General features: G+C 66.7%; 14 protein-coding genes. 4 read left to right on the forward strand and 10 right to left on the reverse strand.

The window, feature by feature from the left end; genetic code table 11:
* Window positions 1–53 precede the first annotated feature (53 nt).
* Window positions 54–656: a TetR/AcrR family transcriptional regulator gene (locus Q5Z10_RS16420; protein ID WP_303636443.1), complete on the reverse strand. Its 603-nt coding sequence runs from the start codon at window positions 654–656 to the stop codon at window positions 54–56.
* Window positions 657–797: 141 nt separating this feature from the next.
* Here Q5Z10_RS16420 and Q5Z10_RS16425 point away from each other — a divergent pair, with 141 nt between their 5' ends.
* The 3 genes from Q5Z10_RS16425 (at window position 798) to Q5Z10_RS16435 (ending at window position 4,733) form a co-directional block, all read left to right on the forward strand.
* On the forward strand, window positions 798–1,715 hold the full coding sequence (locus Q5Z10_RS16425; protein ID WP_303636444.1) for an alpha/beta fold hydrolase: 918 nt from the start codon (window positions 798–800) through the stop codon (window positions 1,713–1,715).
* Complete coding sequence (locus tag Q5Z10_RS16430) at window positions 1,712–4,189, forward strand: acyl-CoA dehydrogenase (RefSeq protein WP_303636445.1); 2,478 nt, start codon at window positions 1,712–1,714, stop codon at window positions 4,187–4,189. Before Q5Z10_RS16425 ends, Q5Z10_RS16430 begins: the two co-directional genes overlap by 4 nt.
* A 76-nt stretch (window positions 4,190–4,265) precedes the next feature.
* A complete protein-coding gene (locus Q5Z10_RS16435) occupies window positions 4,266–4,733 on the forward strand; it encodes a hotdog fold domain-containing protein (protein ID WP_303636446.1) in 468 nt (155 codons plus the stop codon).
* Between the two features lie 488 nt (window positions 4,734–5,221).
* Here Q5Z10_RS16435 and Q5Z10_RS16440 read toward each other — a convergent pair whose 3' ends face one another.
* Window positions 5,222–5,572: a DUF1304 domain-containing protein gene (locus Q5Z10_RS16440; RefSeq protein WP_303636447.1), complete on the reverse strand. Its 351-nt coding sequence runs from the start codon at window positions 5,570–5,572 to the stop codon at window positions 5,222–5,224.
* A gap of 29 nt (window positions 5,573–5,601) precedes the next feature.
* Complete coding sequence (locus tag Q5Z10_RS16445) at window positions 5,602–6,930, reverse strand: NTP/NDP exchange transporter (RefSeq protein ID WP_303636448.1); 1,329 nt, start codon at window positions 6,928–6,930, stop codon at window positions 5,602–5,604.
* 285 nt (window positions 6,931–7,215) lie between these two features.
* On the opposite strand from Q5Z10_RS16445, the gene Q5Z10_RS16450 reads away from it, so the two are divergent.
* The gene (locus tag Q5Z10_RS16450) at window positions 7,216–8,616 is read left to right on the forward strand and encodes a serine hydrolase domain-containing protein (protein ID WP_303636449.1); all 1,401 of its coding nucleotides are present in this window, start codon (window positions 7,216–7,218) and stop codon (window positions 8,614–8,616) included.
* Between the two features lie 230 nt (window positions 8,617–8,846).
* Here the strand turns inward: Q5Z10_RS16450 and Q5Z10_RS16455 are convergent, their stop codons facing one another.
* The 7 genes from Q5Z10_RS16455 to Q5Z10_RS16485 form a co-directional block, all read right to left on the reverse strand.
* Window positions 8,847–9,524: a histone gene (locus tag Q5Z10_RS16455; protein WP_303636450.1), complete on the reverse strand. Its 678-nt coding sequence runs from the start codon at window positions 9,522–9,524 to the stop codon at window positions 8,847–8,849.
* Window positions 9,525–10,136: 612 nt separating this feature from the next.
* Window positions 10,137–10,532 carry a glycine cleavage system protein GcvH gene (gene gcvH / locus Q5Z10_RS16460; protein ID WP_303636451.1) on the reverse strand — a complete coding sequence of 132 codons (396 nt, stop codon included), beginning with the start codon at window positions 10,530–10,532 and terminating at the stop codon, window positions 10,137–10,139.
* Between the two features lie 93 nt (window positions 10,533–10,625).
* Window positions 10,626–11,738, reverse strand: a complete 1,113-nt coding sequence (gene gcvT / locus Q5Z10_RS16465) for a glycine cleavage system aminomethyltransferase GcvT (RefSeq protein WP_303636452.1) — start codon at window positions 11,736–11,738, stop codon at window positions 10,626–10,628.
* A gap of 404 nt (window positions 11,739–12,142) precedes the next feature.
* Entirely contained in the window at window positions 12,143–12,577 is a 435-nt protein-coding gene (locus tag Q5Z10_RS16470) for an NfeD family protein (RefSeq protein ID WP_303636453.1), read from the reverse strand.
* A gap of 1 nt (window position 12,578) precedes the next feature.
* Window positions 12,579–13,538, reverse strand: a complete 960-nt coding sequence (locus Q5Z10_RS16475; protein WP_303636454.1) for an SPFH domain-containing protein — start codon at window positions 13,536–13,538, stop codon at window positions 12,579–12,581.
* Window positions 13,539–13,687: 149 nt separating this feature from the next.
* A complete protein-coding gene (locus tag Q5Z10_RS16480) occupies window positions 13,688–14,431 on the reverse strand; it encodes a FadR/GntR family transcriptional regulator (protein ID WP_303636455.1) in 744 nt (247 codons plus the stop codon).
* A gap of 102 nt (window positions 14,432–14,533) precedes the next feature.
* Window positions 14,534–17,422 (reverse strand): TonB-dependent receptor, encoded by a 2,889-nt coding sequence (locus tag Q5Z10_RS16485; RefSeq protein ID WP_303636456.1) that lies wholly within the window; start codon window positions 17,420–17,422, stop codon window positions 14,534–14,536.
* Window positions 17,423–17,645: the final 223 nt, after the last annotated feature.

A 17,645-nucleotide genomic window follows, 5' to 3' on the forward strand; every position in this document is an offset into this window, starting at 1 on the left:
AAAAAGGCCGCGGCAATGCCGCGGCCTTTCTGCATTCAGCGGCGGAGAACCGCTCAGCCGTTCGGAATCAGCGTGTCGATCAGGTGCTCGACATAGGCCTCGAAATCCTCGCGCGCCTGCTTGGGCTGCTGCAGCTGCAACGACAGCTGCAGGAAGCCGACATAGGCCGCGTAGGCCAACCGCGCGCGATGGCGCGCATCGGTCGAGCTCAGCCCCGCCTGGCGGAACGAGGCGACCAGGTAGTCCAGGCGACGTTGCGACACGCGATCGATCACCGGACGCACCATCGGGTGGTCCAGTGCTTTCAGCAGCTCGCTGTAGATGATGTGCGGCTGCACTTCGTGCGCCACCATCTGGAACAGCTGACGCAAGCGCACGCGCGGATCGGGCACATCTTCCAGACTGCCGAACACCTGCTCCTGCTCGAACAGCTCCCAGCGCTCAAGCGCGGCCTGCAGCAGCGCGTCGCGTGAAGGGAAGTGCCAGTAGAAGCTGCCTTTGGTCACGCCGAGGCGGCGCGCCAGCGGCTCCACCGCGACGGCACCCACCCCTTGCTCGGCAATCAGATCGAGGGCCGCCTGGGCCCAGTCTTCGGCGCTCAGGCGGCTGTTGCGGCCGGCGCGGGATTCGCCGGCGGAAGCGTCAGGTTGATTCATGCGCTGATTTAACCATACGCCGGGGTTCGTTGCAGTACGCGGTTGCGCGCGAAACCGTCGCCCACACGGCGGCCGCCCATTCTGCGGCGCACCATACCGGACAGTATTGACTTCCGCCCGAAGCGCTCCATACTAGCGAGTATGGTTATGTCCCCTACTCCCGCTGCGTTCCATGACCTGCACCTTGAGGCGGCCCACGGCGCGTCGCTGGCAGCAACGGTCAATGCCCACGGCCGGCGGGGGCGCGTGTTGTTCGCGCATGGATTCGGCCAGACCCGTCATGCATGGACGGCCACGGCCAGGGCGCTGTCCGCGGCAGGTCTGCAGACCCTCGCCTATGACGCACGCGGCCACGGCGACTCCGACTGGAATGCGGCCGACCTGCCCTATCACGGCGAGCAGTTCGCTGATGACCTGATCGTGCTGGCCGGCGAGCAGCCACGCCCGCCGGTACTGGTCGCTGCGTCGATGGGCGGCCTGTTCGGCCTGCTGGCCGAATCGCGCTGGCCGGGCCTGTTCTCGGCGATGGTACTGGTCGATATCACCCCGCGCTGGGACACCGCCGGTGTCGAGCGCATCCTCGCCTTCATGACCGCCCACCCGGACGGATTCGCCTCGCTGGCGCAGGCCGCGGACGTGATCTCGGCCTATCTGCCGCATCGCCCGCGCAAATCCGAGCAGTCGCTGCGCGCCCTGCTGCGCGAGGACGGCCAGGGCCGCTGGCGCTGGCACTGGGACCCCCGCCTGGTGGCCGAACTGGCCCGCGACAGCGAACAGCACCAGGATGCGCTGGCCGACGCCGCGCGCCGGGTGAAGTGCCCGCTGCTGCTGGTCAGCGGCGGCCGCAGCGATCTGGTGACCCCGCAGACCGTCGCCGAATTCCTGGCATTGGCGCCGCACGCGCGCCACGTACAGTTGCCGCAGGCCACGCACATGGTCGCCGGTGATGACAACGACGCCTTTACCGCTACTGTGTTGGACTATCTGGACGTGTTGCCTGCGGCGGACGCCGCGGCTTCGTCCGCCACAAACGAGCACGTCACCGGAGCACGCTCATGAGCATCGTTCTTCCCTTCCTCGCCCTGCTGCTGGCAGGCGCGTTCGTCGCCTACCACCGCATGCGGCTGCTGACCTGGACGCTGATCAGCGTGGCGCTGCTCGTCGCGTGCTGGTTCATCCCCTATGTCAACCAGACCGCCACGATCGTGGCCGCCGCCGTGCTGGCGGTGATCGCGGTGCCGCTGCTGCTGCCGTTCATCCGCAAGCCGCTGCTGACCGGCCCGATGATGAAGGTGTTCCGCAAGGTGCTGCCGCCGCTGTCGCAGACCGAACGCATCGCGCTGGAAACCGGTTCGGTCGGTTTCGAAGGCGAGCTGTTCACCGGTGACCCGGACTGGAACATCCTGCTGAACTACCCCAAGCCGCAGCTGACCGCTGAAGAGCAGGCCTTCCTCGATGGCCCGGTCGAAGAGCTGTGCAGGATGGTCAACGATTGGGAAATCACCCACGTCCACGCCGACCTGCCGCCGGAACTGTGGGCCTTCATCAAGAAGAACAAGTTCTTCGGCATGATCATTCCGAAGGAGTACGGCGGCCTCGGCTTCTCCGCGCTGGCCCACCACAAGGTGATCCAGAAGCTGGCCTCGGTGTCCTCGGTGGTCAGCTCCACCGTCGGCGTGCCGAACTCGCTGGGCCCGGGTGAACTGCTGGTGCATTACGGCACCCAGGAACAGAAGGACCAGTACCTGCCGCGCCTGGCCGATGGCCGCGAGGTTCCGTGCTTCGGCCTGACCGGCCCGTTCGCCGGTTCCGACGCCACCTCGATCCCCGACTACGGCATCGTCTGCAAGGGCGAGTGGAACGGCGAGCAGGTGCTCGGCGTCAAGCTGACCTTCGACAAGCGCTACATCACCCTGGCCCCGGTTGCTTCGCTGATCGGCCTGGCCTTCCGCATGTACGACCCGGATGGCCTGATCGGTGACACCCGCGACATCGGCATCACCCTGGGCCTGCTGCCGCGCGACACCGCCGGCGTGGAAATCGGCCGTCGCCACTTCCCGCTGAACTCGACGTTCCAGAACGGTCCGATCCGCGGCAAGGACGTGTTCATTCCGCTGACCCAGCTGATCGGTGGCGCGGCCATGGCCGGCAAGGGCTGGAACATGCTCAACGAGTGCCTGGCCGTGGGCCGCTCGATCACCCTGCCGTCCACCGCCAGCGGCGGTGCCAAGGCCGGTGCCGCCGTCACCGGTGCGTATGCGCGCATCCGCAAGCAGTTCGGCTTGTCGGTCGGTCGCTTCGAAGGCGTGGAAGAAGCGCTGGCCCGCATCGGCGGCAAGGCGTACAAGATCAGCGCGCTGTCGCAGGCCACCGCTGCCGCGGTCGACCGTGGCGACGTGCCGTCGGTGCCGTCGGCCATCGCCAAGTACCACTGCACCAGCATGAGCCGTGAAGTGATCTCGGACATGATGGATGTGATCGGCGGCAAGGGCATCATCCTCGGCCCGCGCAACTTCGCCGGCCGCAGCTGGCAGGCCGCGCCGATCGCGATCACCGTGGAAGGCGCCAACATCATGACCCGCAGCCTGCTGATCTTCGGCCAGGGCGCGATCCTCTGCCACCCGTGGGTGCTGAAGGAAATGAAGGCCGCGCAGGACCCCGATACCCGTGCCGGCCTGCAGGACTTCGACCGCAGCCTGTTCGGCCACATCCGCTACGGCATTTCCAACGCCGTGCGTTCGTTCTGGTTCGGCCTGACCGGTGCCCGCTTCGGTGCTGCCCCGGGTGATGCCTACACCCGCCGCTACTTCCGCAAGCTGGACCGCTATTCGGCCAATCTGGCGCTGATGGCCGACATCTCGATGATGACCCTCGGCGGCAAGCTGAAGTTCAAGGAATCGCTGTCCGGCCGCCTGGGCGACGTGCTGAGCCACGTCTACATGACCAGCGCCATGCTCAAGCGCTACCACGACGAGGGCGCGCCGCAGGCCGACCAGCCGCTGCTGGCCTGGGCCTTCCATGACAGCGTGCACAAGATCGAGGAATCGCTGTCGGCCGCCCTGCGCAACTTCCCGATCCGTCCGATCGGCTGGCTGATGTGGGCGCTGATCTTCCCGCTGGGCCGTCGTGCCGAGGCTCCGGGCGACCGCCTGAGCCGCCGTGTTGCCGCCCTGCTGATGGCCCCGAACGAAGCGCGTGATCGTCTGGCCAGCGGCGTGTTCCTGACCCCGTGCGAGAACAACCCGGGTGGCCGCATCAACAGCTACCTGAGCAAGGCGATCATGGCCGAGCCGGTGGAGCGCAAGTTCCTGAAGGCGCTGAAGAGCAAGGGCATCGAAGCGCTGGACTTCAACAGCCAGCTGGACGAAGCCGTGGCCGAGGGCGTGATCACCCAGGACGAGCGCAGCCTGCTGGAAGAACTGCGCACGCTGACCCTGGACACCATCACCGTGGACGACTTCGACACCCACGAACTGCGCGCGGCCAGCTACTACGACCGCCAGCACAAGGACCCGCACTCGCAGGCAGCCTGATCGCCCGCGACATGTGTTGCCTTCGACGGCGGGCTTCGGCCCGCCGTTGTTTCATCTGCCGACCGGAATTCCAACCATGTCCACGCCCCTGCTGTCCCTCTACCAGCGTCTGCAGCGATGGCCTGCCGGCAACTGGCTGTTCTCGCGCGCGGTGTGCTTCAAGGCGCCCTACTTCGCCAGCATCGCCCCGCGCATCACCCGCCTTGAGCACGGCCGCTGCGAAGGCACGCTGGCCGACCGCCGCAAGGTGCGCAACCACATCGGCACGGTGCACGCGATCGCGATGTGCAACCTGGCCGAGCTGACCGCCGGGTTGATGGTCGATGCCTCGCTGCCCAAGGGCATGCGCTGGATCCCCAGGGGCATGCAGGTGCAGTACCTGGCCAAGGCGCGCGGCACGCTGCAGGCGGTGGCGCTGCCGGCGCAGCCGATCGTGGCAGCGACGGCAGGTTACGCGCTGCCGGTGACGGTGAGCGTGCGCGATCGCGCGGGGACGGAGGTGTTCAGCGCGGTCATCGACATGTGGATGTCGCCGGCGAAGTAGTGTTCCCGCCAACGGCGCAGCCCCTCGTGGGTGGTCGCGTAGAGCTGTTCATGTGTTGGGTGGGGCGGGTGGGCCGTGCAGGGGACGCTGCAAGTACGTCCCTGTAAGCTCGATGGCGCCATCCATGGCGCCAACGCCCCTGCACGGCCCACCCGCCCCACCCCGACAGTTTCCGTGCGCGACCAGCCCACGGAGAAGAAAAAGAAGATCAAAAGCAAAAGCAACAACAACAGCGCAAAGCAAAAAGCGGCCGGTGGGCCGCTTTTGCTTTTGCTCTTGATCTTCTTATTCTTCTGCGTGGGTGGACGCCGCAGAGATCTGTCAGAGGTCGGTGGGGTGGGGCCGGGCGGGGTATCCGCGCCATGGATGGCGCGGCTAAGCCTACAAGGACGTACTTGCGGCGTCCCCGCCTGGCCCCACCCCACCGGCCCAACCGATGAAACGCTCCTAGCGACCACCCACGAGGGGCTGCGCCGTTGGCTGGAAACTCACGCCACCGCGCGAAGAACCAGCGCCAGGATCGCCGGCAGCGCCTGGATCATGAAAATGCGCCGGCTCACGCTGTACGCGCCGTAGCACCCTGCCACCACCACGCACGCCAGCGAGAACGTCACCAGCAACGGCTGCGCCAGCAGCAGCCCCACCACGATGCCCGCCGCCAGGAAACCGTTGTACAGGCCCTGGTTGGCCGCCAGCACCCGCGTGATCTCTGCCTTCTGCGGCGTGTTGCGGAACGTCTTCAGGCCCAGCGGCCGGGTCCACAGGAACATCTCCAGCACCAGGAAGTACAGGTGCAGGACCGCGACCAGCACGGTCAGCAGCAGCGCGATCAGCGACATCGTTTCTCTCCTCGGAATGGGTCGCGACCTCAGCGGTCGCGCGGCAGCTTCTTTTCTTCGCGCAGCACGCCGAACGCGGCCAGCGTCATCAGCCCGGCAACGGCGATGCCACCGATGAACACCACGTGCGAACCGAACAGCGACAGCCCCTTGTGCAGCCAGGTGAAGCCCAGGTCCGCGCCACGGTAGACCACCGTGTCGATCGCCGCACCGGCCTTGTAGCGCCACTGCCGGTCCACGCGGGTGTAAATGGTCTCGCGGGCCGGTTTGGCCAGCGCGAACTCGCTGGCGCGGGTCATCACCTGCACCACCGCCACCATCAGCGGCATCGGCGAAGCGGCCAGCACCGAGAAGCCGATCAGGATCGCGAAGCCGGGAATCAACAACGCCGGTGCGATGCCGTGGCGTGACAGCAGCCAGCGGGTCAGTGCCAGCTGCATCAACAGCGCCAGCGCGTTCACCGCCAGGTCGATGCGCGAGAAGAACGCGGTGCTGGCTGCCGGGTCGGTGAACGCCGCGCGCACGATGCTGGCCTGCTGGTTGTACAGCAGGGTGCCGACACCCACGCCGAACACCACCATGATCGCCAGCCAGCGCAGCAGCGGTTCGCGGGCGATCAGCTTCAGCCCATCCAGCACGCTGCCGCCCATCGGCCGCTCACCGGAGACCAGCTGCTGTTCGCGCTCGCGCAGCACCGCCCAGTGCCGCAGCCGCCAGATGCACAGCAGGCAGATGCACAGGAACCCGGCCGAGACCAGCATCAGATGGGCGATGCCGACCCGCTGCACCAGCGCGCTGGTGATCAGCGGGCCCAGGAACGCACCGAGCGTGCCGGCAGCGCCGATGTAACCGTAGTACGCCCGTGCCTGCGCGTTGGAGAACACGTCGGCCATGAAGCTCCAGAACACTGCCACCGCGAACAGGTTGAAGACCATGACCCAGAAGAAGAACGCCATGCCCCGCCCCGGCACGCCGCTGTCGAACAGCGCGTAGAAACCGAGCAGCGTGACGATGAAGAAGCCATACACCGCTGGCAGGAACACCCGGCGCGGGAAGCGGCTGACCAGCCAGCCATAGACCGGCTGCAGCACCAGCATGATCACGAACACGCAGGAGAACAGGAACTGCAGTACGAAATCCTTCAGCGCGATGCCATGGTCGTTGAACCAGGCGATCAGCAGCGGCGGGAACACCGTGTCCAGGTCAGCCGAGGCAGCCATCGCCTCGCGGACCGGGCGCAGCACGTAATAGCCACTGAGCAGGCAGAAGAAATACAGGAACGACCACCACAGGGCCGGCGACTCACGCAGCGCCGCGACCAGGCCGCGCAGCGGGCCGCGCCCGGCGGCCGCGCTCACGCGGCTCCCCTCGCCCGTAGGTGGCGGTTGGACAGCGTCATCGCAGGCTCCGGGGCTGGGGAGCGCGTACGTTAGCCAATGCACTGCAACATCGCCAGCGCAGCACGCGCTGACGACTGCCACAGCCCATCGCGGCGCACCGCGGCCGATACCTGCCGACACATGTTTTCTGGCGTCAAAATCCCAACTTTTTCAACGAGATGCGCATTCATCTTCGCTTTGTTTGTGCACAGGCGAAAAGCGGCGCTAGAATCGACGCCAGCAGTCGCGCACGGGGTCCAACCGATGAAAAAGAACAGCCTGCGTCGTCCGATCCGTTCGGCGGCCACCGGTTTGCTGGGCATGTTGATGCCCGTTGCCTTGTCCACCACCGCGCAGACCCCGCCGGCCCTGCCGCCGATGCCGGCCAACATCGAATCCCCCGCCGGCGCGACGGTCGCCCACACCCAGCCCGCAGCCTACCGCACCGGCCTGGTGCCGCAGGTGCAGCTGCCCGCCGCCGGCTTCAACGTCGCCCACATCGAATCGATGGCGCAGCAGCTCACCTATGGCGAGCGCGTGCCGGGCATGGCGGTGGCGATCGTGCAGGGCGGCCGCGTGCTCAGCGCGCGCGGCTACGGCGTCACCGACGTCAACAACCCGCTGCCGGTCGACGCGCATACCGTGTTCCGCCTGGCGTCGCTGTCCAAGGCCTTTGCCGGCACCATGGCCGGCCTGCTGGTCAACGACGGCACCCTGCGCTGGGACAGCAAGGTCACCGACTACGTGCCCGGCTTCCGCCTGAACTCGCCGGAGGCGACCGACCGTCTGACCGTGGCCGACGTGCTCAGCCATCGAGTCGGCCTGCCCTACAACGCCTACGACCGCGACATCGAAGGCAATGCCGAGTACTACGCGCTGACCCAGAAGCTGGCCAACACCAGCCTGAAGTGCCTGCCGGGCGACTGCTACGCCTACCAGAACGTGGCCTTCAGCCTGATCGGCGACGTCGTCTATGCCGCCTCGGGCAGCTTCTACGAGCAGTCGGTGGAGCGCCGCATCTTCAAGCCGCTGGGCATGAACGATGCCAGCCTCGGCCTGGCAGGCATCCAGGCCAGTTCGCGCTGGGCACGGCCGCACGTGCGCAGCCGCAACGGCTGGGTCTCGCTGACCCCCAAGCCCACCTATTACCGTGTCGCCCCGGCAGCGGGCGTCAACGCCAGCGCCAGCGACATGGCGCAGTGGCTGCTGGCCCACACCGGCCATCGTCCGGACGTGCTGCCGGCGCCGCTGCTGGCCACACTGCATTCCAGCCTGATCAACACTCCCGGCGAGATGCGCTCGGGCTGGCGCCGCGAACGCCTGCACTCGGCCGGTTACGCACTGGGCTGGCGTACCTTCGACTATGCCGGCCACGACGTGGTGTTCCATGCCGGTGCCGTGCAGGGTTACCGTGGCCTGGTCGCCCTGGTGCCCGAACGCGACCTCGGCATCGCCATCATGTGGAACGGCGAAAGCGGCCTGCCCAGCGGCCTGCTGCCGACCGTGCTGGATTCCGCGCTGGGCCTGCCCTCGCAGCGCTGGCTGGATATCGACACCGACTTCGGCAGCGACAACCTGATGGCCGAGGGCACCGCCCCGGCACAGCAGGACAAGCGCAAGGGCAAGGGCGCCTCGAGCAACCGCGCCGTCGCCTCGCCGCGCTGATCGGCGCGGCCTGATCGCATGCACAGGGGCGGCCTCAGGGCCGCCCTTTCTGTTGATGGGCTGACCGGCGCCTGCAGCGCCGTGCCGAGCTCGACCGTTCCGGCATGGCAGCCGACGCCATGAAGCGTGCGCGCCGCAGCTGCCGCAGCGGCACCCATCGTCCATAAAAAAACCCCCTCCCCGCTGGGCAGTCGGGGAAGGGGTTTCAGGGTACGGCTATCGGGAAGTACTTAGATCAGCGGCGCCGGGGTTGCCGGAAGGGCCACCGGAGCGGCCTTCTTCTTGCGGGCGGCCGGCTTGCGCTTGGCAACCTTCTTGGCAGCCTTCTTCGGGGCAGCCTTCTTGGTCGCCTTCTTCGCGGTCTTCTTTACCGCCTTCTTCGCCGTCTTCTTTGCCGCCTTCTTCACTGCCTTCTTGGCGACCTTCTTGGCCGGCTTGCGGGCAGTGGTCTTCTTGGCGGCCTTCTTGGCCGTCTTCCTGGTGGCCTTCTTGGCTACCTTCTTGACGGCCTTCTTCGCAGCCTTCTTGGCAGTGGACTTCTTGGCGACCTTCTTTGCCGCCTTCTTCACTGTCTTCTTCGCCGCGCTCTTGCGTGCGACCTTCTTGGCAGCCTTCTTCACTGCCTTCTTGGCGGTCGCCTTCTTCGCGACCTTCTTCACTGCCTTCTTGGCAGCGGCCTTCTTAGCGACCTTCTTCACCGCCTTCTTGGCGGCGGGCTTCTTCTTCGCAGCTTTCTTGGTTGCCATGGGATGGCTCCTCGTCAGTGATAGGGAGTTGAAACGCCCAGGTGGATCAAACCCGCCCATGCTGCTTGCGGGGACCGCCGGCGCGTCAAGCGCGCCGTTACGGATGCGGCGATGCCCGCCACGATCGGCGGAGCAGGCATCGGAACCGGGGGGACCTTGCATTTCTCCGGGGGAAGCGGGGCCATGTCCACCGTCTTGAGGATCGCGGTGGTCTTCGAGGGGCTGCTTCGCATCGGACGATTGATTCTGCGCACTCGGTTTGGCAGGCAAGGTCTGCTGAGGCGAAACCTAATCACGGTTTTTTTTACTGTCAACAACCCCCGCGAAAAATTTTCACATCCGCCGCGTTTCCGACACCCCTGCTGTTGCCGTCGGCGCGTCCCGATAGCCGCCCGCAGACCGTGCTGTGCGCCAGCCTGCGGACGACGTGCATGCGCAGCCACTGAAGAAAAAACACTTGAAATAAGCACTCTGCTTGATGGCGGTGAGTGCACGCGCGCGCGCGCCACGGATGCGCCGACATGCCGCCGCGCGCATGCCGGCGCCACCACAACGGGTCCGCAACGGGGTCGAAAAGTTTTCACATCCCGACGCGCCATCGCGGGGGTGGAAACGCGGATTTGCGCAAAACTGCGCACGCGGTTCGGCGGCGTTCGGCACCGGCTGATGCCCGTGCGGCGGCATGCATCCAACCCGCCGGCATATGTCCGGGGCATCGGCCAAAACGAAAACGGCCACCCGAAGGTGGCCGCGTTCGAACCTGCAAAGGACGACTCAGTGGTCGTCGTTTTCCAGGGCTTCGGCGTAGGCGTCCGGGTCCAGCAGCTCGTTGAGCTCTTCGGCGTTGGTCAGTTCGACCACGAACATCCAGCCTTCGCCGTAGGCATCTTCGTTGATGGTTTCCGGCTTGTCGGACAGCGCCGAGTTGACCTCGACGATGGTGCCGCTGATCGGGCTGTAGACGTCCGAGGCGGCCTTGACCGACTCGACGACGGCGATCTGTTCGCCGGCCTTGGCCTCGGCGCCGACTTCCGGCAGTTCGACGTAGACCAGGTCACCCAGCAGGCCCTGGGCGTGGTCGGAAATACCGACGGTGACGCGGCCATTGCCTTCGACACGGGCCCACTCATGGGACTTGAGGAACTTGAGGTCGCCGGGGATCTCGCTCATGGGACTGCTCCAGAGATATGCAGGGGTGGAAAAAGCGGGGCTAGTGTAACCAACCGGCCGCCACTGCTGTCAGTGACGACCGGCACGTTCGGATCACGCGTCGGTGAGCACGCCGGGCTGGGCCTGGCCTTCGCGCACGAACGGGAACTTGACCACGCGCACCGGCACCAGCCGGCCGCGGATGTCGACGCTGACCTGGCCGAGTTCGCCAGCCGGCACGCGGGCGAAGGCAATGCCCTTGGCCAGGGTCGGCGAGAAGGTGCCGGACAGGATCTCGCCCTGGCCGCTGGCAGTGGTGACGGCCTGACCGTGACGCAGCACGCCCTTCTCGTCCATCACCAGGCCGATCATCTGGCGCGCGGTGCCGGCGGCCTTCTGCGCCTCCAGCACGTCGCGACCGATGAAGTCACGGCCTTCGTCCAGCGACACGGTCCAGGCCAGCGCCGCTTCGTACGGGCTGATCGCTTCGTCCATGTCCTGGCCATACAGGTTCATGCCCGCTTCCAGACGCAGGGTGTCGCGCGCGCCGAGGCCGGCCGGCTTCACGCCAGCGGCAAGCAGGCGGTTCCAGAACGCGACCACCGCATCCTGCGGCAGCAGGATCTCGAAACCGTCCTCGCCGGTGTAGCCGGTGCGGGCGACGAACAGCTCGACGCCGTCGTCGGTCTGCGCCTGCAGGGCAGCGAAACGGCCGAGCCGGGTCAGCGCCTCGCGGTCGGCCTCACGGGCCAGGCCGATGACGATGTCGCGCGCCTGCGGACCCTGCACGGCGAGGATGGCCAGGTCCGGGCGCTGTTCGACCGACACATTGAACGGGGCAGCCTGCTCGCGCAGCCAGGCCAGGTCCTTCTCGCGGGTGGAGGCATTGACCACCATGCGGAAGAAGTCGTCGGCGAGGTAGTAGACGATCAGATCGTCGATGACGCCGCCCTGCGGATTCAGCATGCACGAGTACAGTGCCTTGCCGGTGGCCTTGAGCTTGTCGACCGAGTTGGCCAACAGGCGGCGCAGGAAGGGCTTGACCTGGTCACCGCGCAGATCGACCACGGTCATGTGGCTGACGTCGAACACACCCGCTTCGCGACGCACCAGGTGGTGTTCATCCAGCTGCGAGCCGTAGTGGATGGGCATGTCCCAACCCCCGAAATCGACCATCTTGGCGCCGAGGGCGCGGTGGGTATCGTTGAGCAGCGTCTTCTGGGTCATGACCGGGTCCGGCAGCAGAGGAAACAAGAACGCGCATTATCCCAGATCGGCCGGCCGCTGGTCGTGCCGCAGCGCAGCGGGGGGGTGTGGCCGGCCTGCGGCCGGCAGCGCTTTCTACACGCCAGAGCCAGAGCCGAGGCCGAAGCACGTCGGCCCACGCCGGCTCTCGACGCCTACGCTGCCAGATTCCAATCAGATAAGGCTTAGCCGCGCCATCCATGGCGCGGATACCCCGCCCGGCCCCACCCCACCGACCTCTGACAGATCTCTGCGGTGTCCACCCACGCAGAAGAAAAAGAAGATCAAGAGCAAAAACAAAAGCGGCCCACCGGCCCCACCCAACACATGACCCGCTCTACGCGACCACCCCACGAGGGGCTGCGCCGTTGGCTGGAAACTCCGAGCTACGCGGCCGCCTCGACCACCAGCACGCTGCCCTGCACCGCCACCACCCGCACCAGGGTGCCGGCCGGCAGTGCCGGTCCGCTCACCTGCCACGACGCATCGTCGATGCTGACCCTGCCCTGCCCGCCATCGATGCCCTGCTGCAGCGGTACCACCCGGCCGACCAGCTGTTCGGCGCGGCGGTTCAACAGGGGCGCATCGCTCTGCCGCGCGCGCGGCCGGCCCCAGTGCCGGTAGCACTGGATCGACAACACGCTGAGCACCACGAACGCGACCACCTGCCACAGCACCGGGATATCGGCAAACACCGCCACCAGCGCGAACACCGCCGCCGCACCGATGCCGATCCACAGCATGAAGGCGCCGGGCGCCAGCGCTTCGGCCGCGAACAGCAGCAATGCCAGCGCCCCCCAGACCACGACTTCCCAACGCATGTCAGCCTCCGATCGGCGGTGGGCGCGTTGCCGCCGGCTTGCTGTCCTGACCGGCCAGCGCCTGCTTGGCCAGTTCCGCCACGCCGGCGATCGACCCGATCACGCCACTGGCCTCCATCGGCATCAGCACCAGTTTCTGGTTCGGTGAACTGGCCAGCTCCCTGAAGGCTTCCACATATTTCTGTGCGATGAAGTAGTTGATGGCCTGCACGTCTCCGTCGGCGATCGCGGCGGACACGACCTGGGTCGCCTTGGCTTCGGCCTCGGCCAGGCGCTCACGCGCCTCGGCATCGCGGAACGCCGCCTCGCGACGGCCCTCGGCCTCCAGTACCGTGGCCTGCTTCTCGCCCTCGGCGCGCAGGATCTCCGACTGCCGCGAGCCTTCAGCTTCCAGGATCTGCGCGCGCTTCTCGCGCTCGGCCTTCATCTGCCGCGCCATCGCATCGAGCAGATCGCGCGGCGGCTGGATGTCGCGGATCTCGATGCGGTTGACCTTCACGCCCCAGGGATTGGTCGCGTGGTCGACCACGCTGAGCAGCTTGGCATTGATCACCTCGCGCTGGCTGAGCGATTCATCCAGGTCCATCGAGCCGATCACGGTACGGATGTTGGTCTGCACCAGCGCGATCATCGCCACTTCCAGCACCGCCACCTCGTAGGCGGCCTTGGCCGCGTCCAGCACCTGGAAGAACACCACCCCATCCACGCGCACGGCCGCGTTGTCCTTGGTGATCACTTCCTGGCCAGGCACGTCCAGCACCTGCTCCATCATGTTCACCTTGCGCCCCACCCCGTACACGATCGGAATCAGGAAGTGCAGGCCCGGCGACATCGTGTGGGTATAGCGGCCGAACCGTTCGACGGTCCATTCATACCCCTGCGGCACCATCCGCACGGCCTTGAACAGGATGACCACGGCCACGAAGGCCAGCACCACGGTAAAGAACATGGTCGGGAACATCAGGCTTTCCTTATCTGAGACGTCCGGCCCCCAGCATAGCGCGCGGATGCGCGGGGTGTGGCCGCCACGGCGTCCGGCCCGTCGCCGCCGGGTCATGCTGCCGCGCTACCGCAGGTGCACGCGGATCCGGCCGGGAACGCGCGCGCCGGTCAGATCCGGGTGGTGGCCAGGAAGCGCTCGCGATCCTGCTGGGTCTGCCGACGGATCTCCGCCAGGGCCTGGTTCTCGGTGGCCTCCAGCATCGCCTCGAACAGGCGCTGGAAGTGGTGCCGCATCGCATTGCGCGCCGCGACCGGATCGCGCGCGCGCAGTGCTTCGAAGATCGCCATGTGCTCGTCGGCACGGCTGGCGCCATCATCGTGGCAGACCCGTGCATAGACCTCGGTGACCCGCGGCAGTTCGCTGCGCATGCGCCAGATCTGCTGTACGAAGTACTCCACCACCGGGTTGCCCGACAGCCGGGCGATGGCCAGGTGGAAGCGGCGGTCGTAGTCGCCGGCCTCCTCGTCGGTGAGGTCACGCCGGCACAGTGCCTGCGCCAGCACCTGCAGTTCGGCGATACCGGCATCATCGATGTTGCTGGCGGTCAGCGCCGCCGCCTCGGCCTCGAACACCGCGCGCGCGGCGGTCAGGTCAAAGGCGCTGATATCGGGCAGGCCACCGGAGGCGTGGGCAGGCCGCGGCTTCACATAGACGCCCGAGCCGATGCGGATCGCGATCCAGCCCTGCGCTTCCAGGGCGATCTCGGCTTCGCGGATGGTGACCCGGCTGACACCGAAGCGTTCAGCCAGTTCGCGCTCGCCCGGCAGGCGCGCACCCGGCGGGAACTCGCCGTCCTCGATCAGCTTGCGGAGCTTGGCGGCGATGGTCTGGTAGAGACGGTTGGCGGACATGCGGCTGACCCTTGGCGGTTCCCTCCGGGCCCGTCCCGGGCCACCGTGCGCGGTGCGGGTCCGGTTGGAGCGACGGCGCGACCTGTGGCCGCGCCGCCCTGTTCAGAACTTGTATCGTACACCGAAATACGCGCGTCGCCCGTAGCTCACCACTTCGCGGAAATTCCCGTAAAGCGGCTGGTATGCCACGCGGGGTTCGTCGGTCAGGTTCATCAGTTCCAGCGACAGCGACAGCTGCCGGCTCACCCGATAGCGCAGGCGCAGGTCGACGCTGGTGTTGTCATCGTAGTAGCGGTTCTGCTGCGCGGTGTTGCCGGTGAAGTCCTGGTAGTAGTGCGAGCGGAACTTGCCGATCGCCTGGATGTTGAAGCGCCCCACGTCCCAGTAGATCGAGCCGGACAGCACGTGCCGGGAGAATCCGCTCAGGCCGGCCGGCGGGACGATGGCGGGAATGATCGTGCCGTCTGCCGCCAGCTGCTCACCCAGCCGCGAATCCTGGGTCTGGTAGTCGGCATCGGCGTAGTTGTAGCTGACCTTGAAGCCCAGCCCGTCGAACGGCGCCGGCAGGTACGACAGGCGATGGGTCGCACTCAGTTCGACGCCGGTCAGGGTACTGTTCTCGTCGGTGGTCACCTGCTGGCGCACCGGCACGGTCACCGTCTGCCCGTCGATGGTGTAGGTTTCCGGCACCAGCGCGGTGGCGGTGCCGCCGTTGAACTGCTTCCAGTACACCGCGCCAGCCAGCATCGTGTCCGGATTGGGGTACCACTCCAGCGACAGGTCGCCGTTCCAGGACATCAGCGGCTGCGCCGCCGGGTTGCCGCTGGCACTGATGTCGTCGAGCGCGTCGGCAAGGTTGCCGTAGGTGGCATCGCTGCTGACATTGATGGTGCGGCCGGCACCCAGCGCCGCGATGTCCGGGCGCGACATCGCGCGGTATGCGCCCACCCGCAGCAGCAGGTCCGGGCGCAGCTCGAAGGCCGCGTTCAGGCTGGGCAGCAGCTTGTCATTGCCGGCCTTGAACACCTGGGTGGTGTAGTCACCGGTGGGCTGCAGGCGGAGGCTGCCATCGCCGTTGTCGACGATGGTCAGGCCGGTGCGCACGCCCTCCGAGCGCACATCGGTCTTGACCCAGCGCAGGCCCAGGTTGCCGGTGACCGGCAGGCCGAACAGCGTGCTGCTGAACTCGCCCATCAGGTACAGCGCGCGGGTCTTCTCGGTGACATCGACGTTGTTGGGGTCCGGCTGATCCGGGTCCAGGCCGCTGTCGAGGCTGCCGCGGAACGACTGGTAGAGGCAGTCCGGGTCGAAGTACGCCCACGAGGAAAGGGTGTTGCCGCTGGCGGCATCCATGAAGTCGTCCTGCGGGAACGGCGCGCGGCAGGCCCGGTTGGCCGCGATGATCCTGGCCTTGTCGGCGGCGATGCGCTGGTCGTAATCGGTTACCAGGGTGTTGTCGCGCAGGCGGTAGTCGGCCTGGCTGGCGCGCACGCCGCCCTTGATGCGGGTGAAGAAGCCGGATTCGGGCATGAAGCTGGCATCGAAGCGGCCGGCCTTGATCTTGTGGTCGTTCTCGGTGGCGCTGGAGGTTACCCGCGCCGCGCCGGTGTAGGCATCCCAGTTGCCCGCGTCGAAGTTGGGCGCCAGCGCGATGCTCGGCACTTCGCCCTGCCAGTCCCAGTCGTAGTCGACATAGCCGGTGGCACCGCTGCTGATACCCGGCACGATGGCGTTGTCCACATCACGCTGGTTGGCGCGCAGCCGGGTCATGCGCTCGCTGTCCAGGCGGTTGGTGTGCGAATAGGACAGGTCGGTGGACAGTTCCCAGGCCGGGCTCGGCCGCACGATCAGGTTCAGGCCGCCGCCGGTGTACTCCTCGCCCCGCCAGTAGCGGTTGGAGGTGGAATCGATGGAGGTGCTGCCGTGCAGGTGGCGGACGATGCCGTCCTCGTCCACCTCGCGCTGGGTGACGCCACGGCGCGCATTGGACAGGCTGAGGTCGCTGCGGTTCTCGTGCCAGTTGCGGTCGGTGTGCTCGAAATCGAGGTTGACCTCGACCACGTCGTTGGGCCGCCACTGCAGGGCCGCGAATTCGCTCTGGCGATCATTGCGCTCCTGCTTCAGCCGATAGATGCGGCTGCTGGGCACCAGATAGTACGGCGCGCCATTGGCGATGGCCTGGGCGCTGAGTTCGCCGCAGTTGGCATTGGCCACATTCTGGTTGCCATCACAGGCATACCAGGTGGAACCGCTGGTGATGCTCTCTTCCGGGTCGGTGCCTTCCAGCCGCTGGATGCCCAGCGAGATCCCGAGTTTCTGGCCGTCGCCGAATTCGAACTGGTCGATGTAGCTGGCGGTGCCACGGTAGCCGATGCCATCGTCGTCGCGGTACTTCCTGTCGTACTCGGCCCAGCTGCCGCGCAGGTCGAACTGCACCGAACGTTTGCCGTACTCCAGCGGCCGCACCGTCTCCAGGCCGATGGTGCCGGCCACGCCGCCTTCGATGATGTCGGCGCGCTGGGTCTTGTAGATCGCCACGGTATTGATCAGCTCGGCCGGGAACATGTTGAAGTTCACCGAGCGGTCGCCGCTGCCGTTGGTGATCTCGCGGCCATTGAAATTGGTGCTGCTGAGGAACGCGCCGAGGCCCCGGATGGAGATTTCCGAGGCGCCGGTCTTGTCGCGGGTGGAGGCCGCGCCGGTGAGGGTTTCGATGGCATCGGCCAGCGACGGCGCCGGCAGGTCGCCGATGTCGTCGGCCGACAGCACGTCAGCGATGACGGTGTCATCGCGCTTCTTGTTGATCGAACTCTGCATCGACTCGCGGATGCCGGTCACCTGCACCTGGTCCAGCGTGGTGGCGTCCTGCCCGCTGTTGCCGGCGCTGGACTGCGCCTGCACCGGGGCCGCGGACAGCGTGGCCAGCAGGGCCACGATCAGGGGCGTGGGTGACAACGTGATGCTGCGTACAGCTCCGGCAGTTCGCCGCATGGTTTCCTCCTCCCAAAGGATCGCCTGGATGGCAGGCGTGGGACGCAGCTTCGACACGCCGACACACAAATGTCAACCAACTGGACTGGATTTTTCTCAATACCTTTGTTTCATACCACTTGGTCGCAATTTAATGTGCTCATGCAGCATGACTTTGCGCGATTCCTGGCTTACAACACCTCCTGCAAGTGGTATACAAACCCATCCCGAAACCGCGGCTCGG

Source organism: Stenotrophomonas sp. 704A1, assembly GCF_030549525.1.
Lineage (GTDB): Bacteria > Pseudomonadota > Gammaproteobacteria > Xanthomonadales > Xanthomonadaceae > Stenotrophomonas > Stenotrophomonas tuberculopleuritidis.

Coding starts and splice junctions, on each gene's coding strand:
- Q5Z10_RS16420 (WP_303636443.1), bottom strand. CDS start 656: ATGAATCAACCTGACGCTTCCGCCGGCGAATCCCGCGCCGGCCGCAAC.
- Q5Z10_RS16425 (WP_303636444.1), top strand. CDS start 798: ATGGTTATGTCCCCTACTCCCGCTGCGTTCCATGACCTGCACCTTGAG.
- Q5Z10_RS16430 (WP_303636445.1), top strand. CDS start 1,712: ATGAGCATCGTTCTTCCCTTCCTCGCCCTGCTGCTGGCAGGCGCGTTC.
- Q5Z10_RS16435 (WP_303636446.1), top strand. CDS start 4,266: ATGTCCACGCCCCTGCTGTCCCTCTACCAGCGTCTGCAGCGATGGCCT.
- Q5Z10_RS16440 (WP_303636447.1), bottom strand. CDS start 5,572: ATGTCGCTGATCGCGCTGCTGCTGACCGTGCTGGTCGCGGTCCTGCAC.
- Q5Z10_RS16450 (WP_303636449.1), top strand. CDS start 7,216: ATGAAAAAGAACAGCCTGCGTCGTCCGATCCGTTCGGCGGCCACCGGT.
- Q5Z10_RS16455 (WP_303636450.1), bottom strand. CDS start 9,524: ATGCAAGGTCCCCCCGGTTCCGATGCCTGCTCCGCCGATCGTGGCGGG.
- gcvH (WP_303636451.1), bottom strand. CDS start 10,532: ATGAGCGAGATCCCCGGCGACCTCAAGTTCCTCAAGTCCCATGAGTGG.
- gcvT (WP_303636452.1), bottom strand. CDS start 11,738: ATGACCCAGAAGACGCTGCTCAACGATACCCACCGCGCCCTCGGCGCC.
- Q5Z10_RS16470 (WP_303636453.1), bottom strand. CDS start 12,577: ATGCGTTGGGAAGTCGTGGTCTGGGGGGCGCTGGCATTGCTGCTGTTC.
- Q5Z10_RS16475 (WP_303636454.1), bottom strand. CDS start 13,538: ATGTTCCCGACCATGTTCTTTACCGTGGTGCTGGCCTTCGTGGCCGTG.
- Q5Z10_RS16480 (WP_303636455.1), bottom strand. CDS start 14,431: ATGTCCGCCAACCGTCTCTACCAGACCATCGCCGCCAAGCTCCGCAAG.
- Q5Z10_RS16485 (WP_303636456.1), bottom strand. CDS start 17,422: ATGCGGCGAACTGCCGGAGCTGTACGCAGCATCACGTTGTCACCCACG.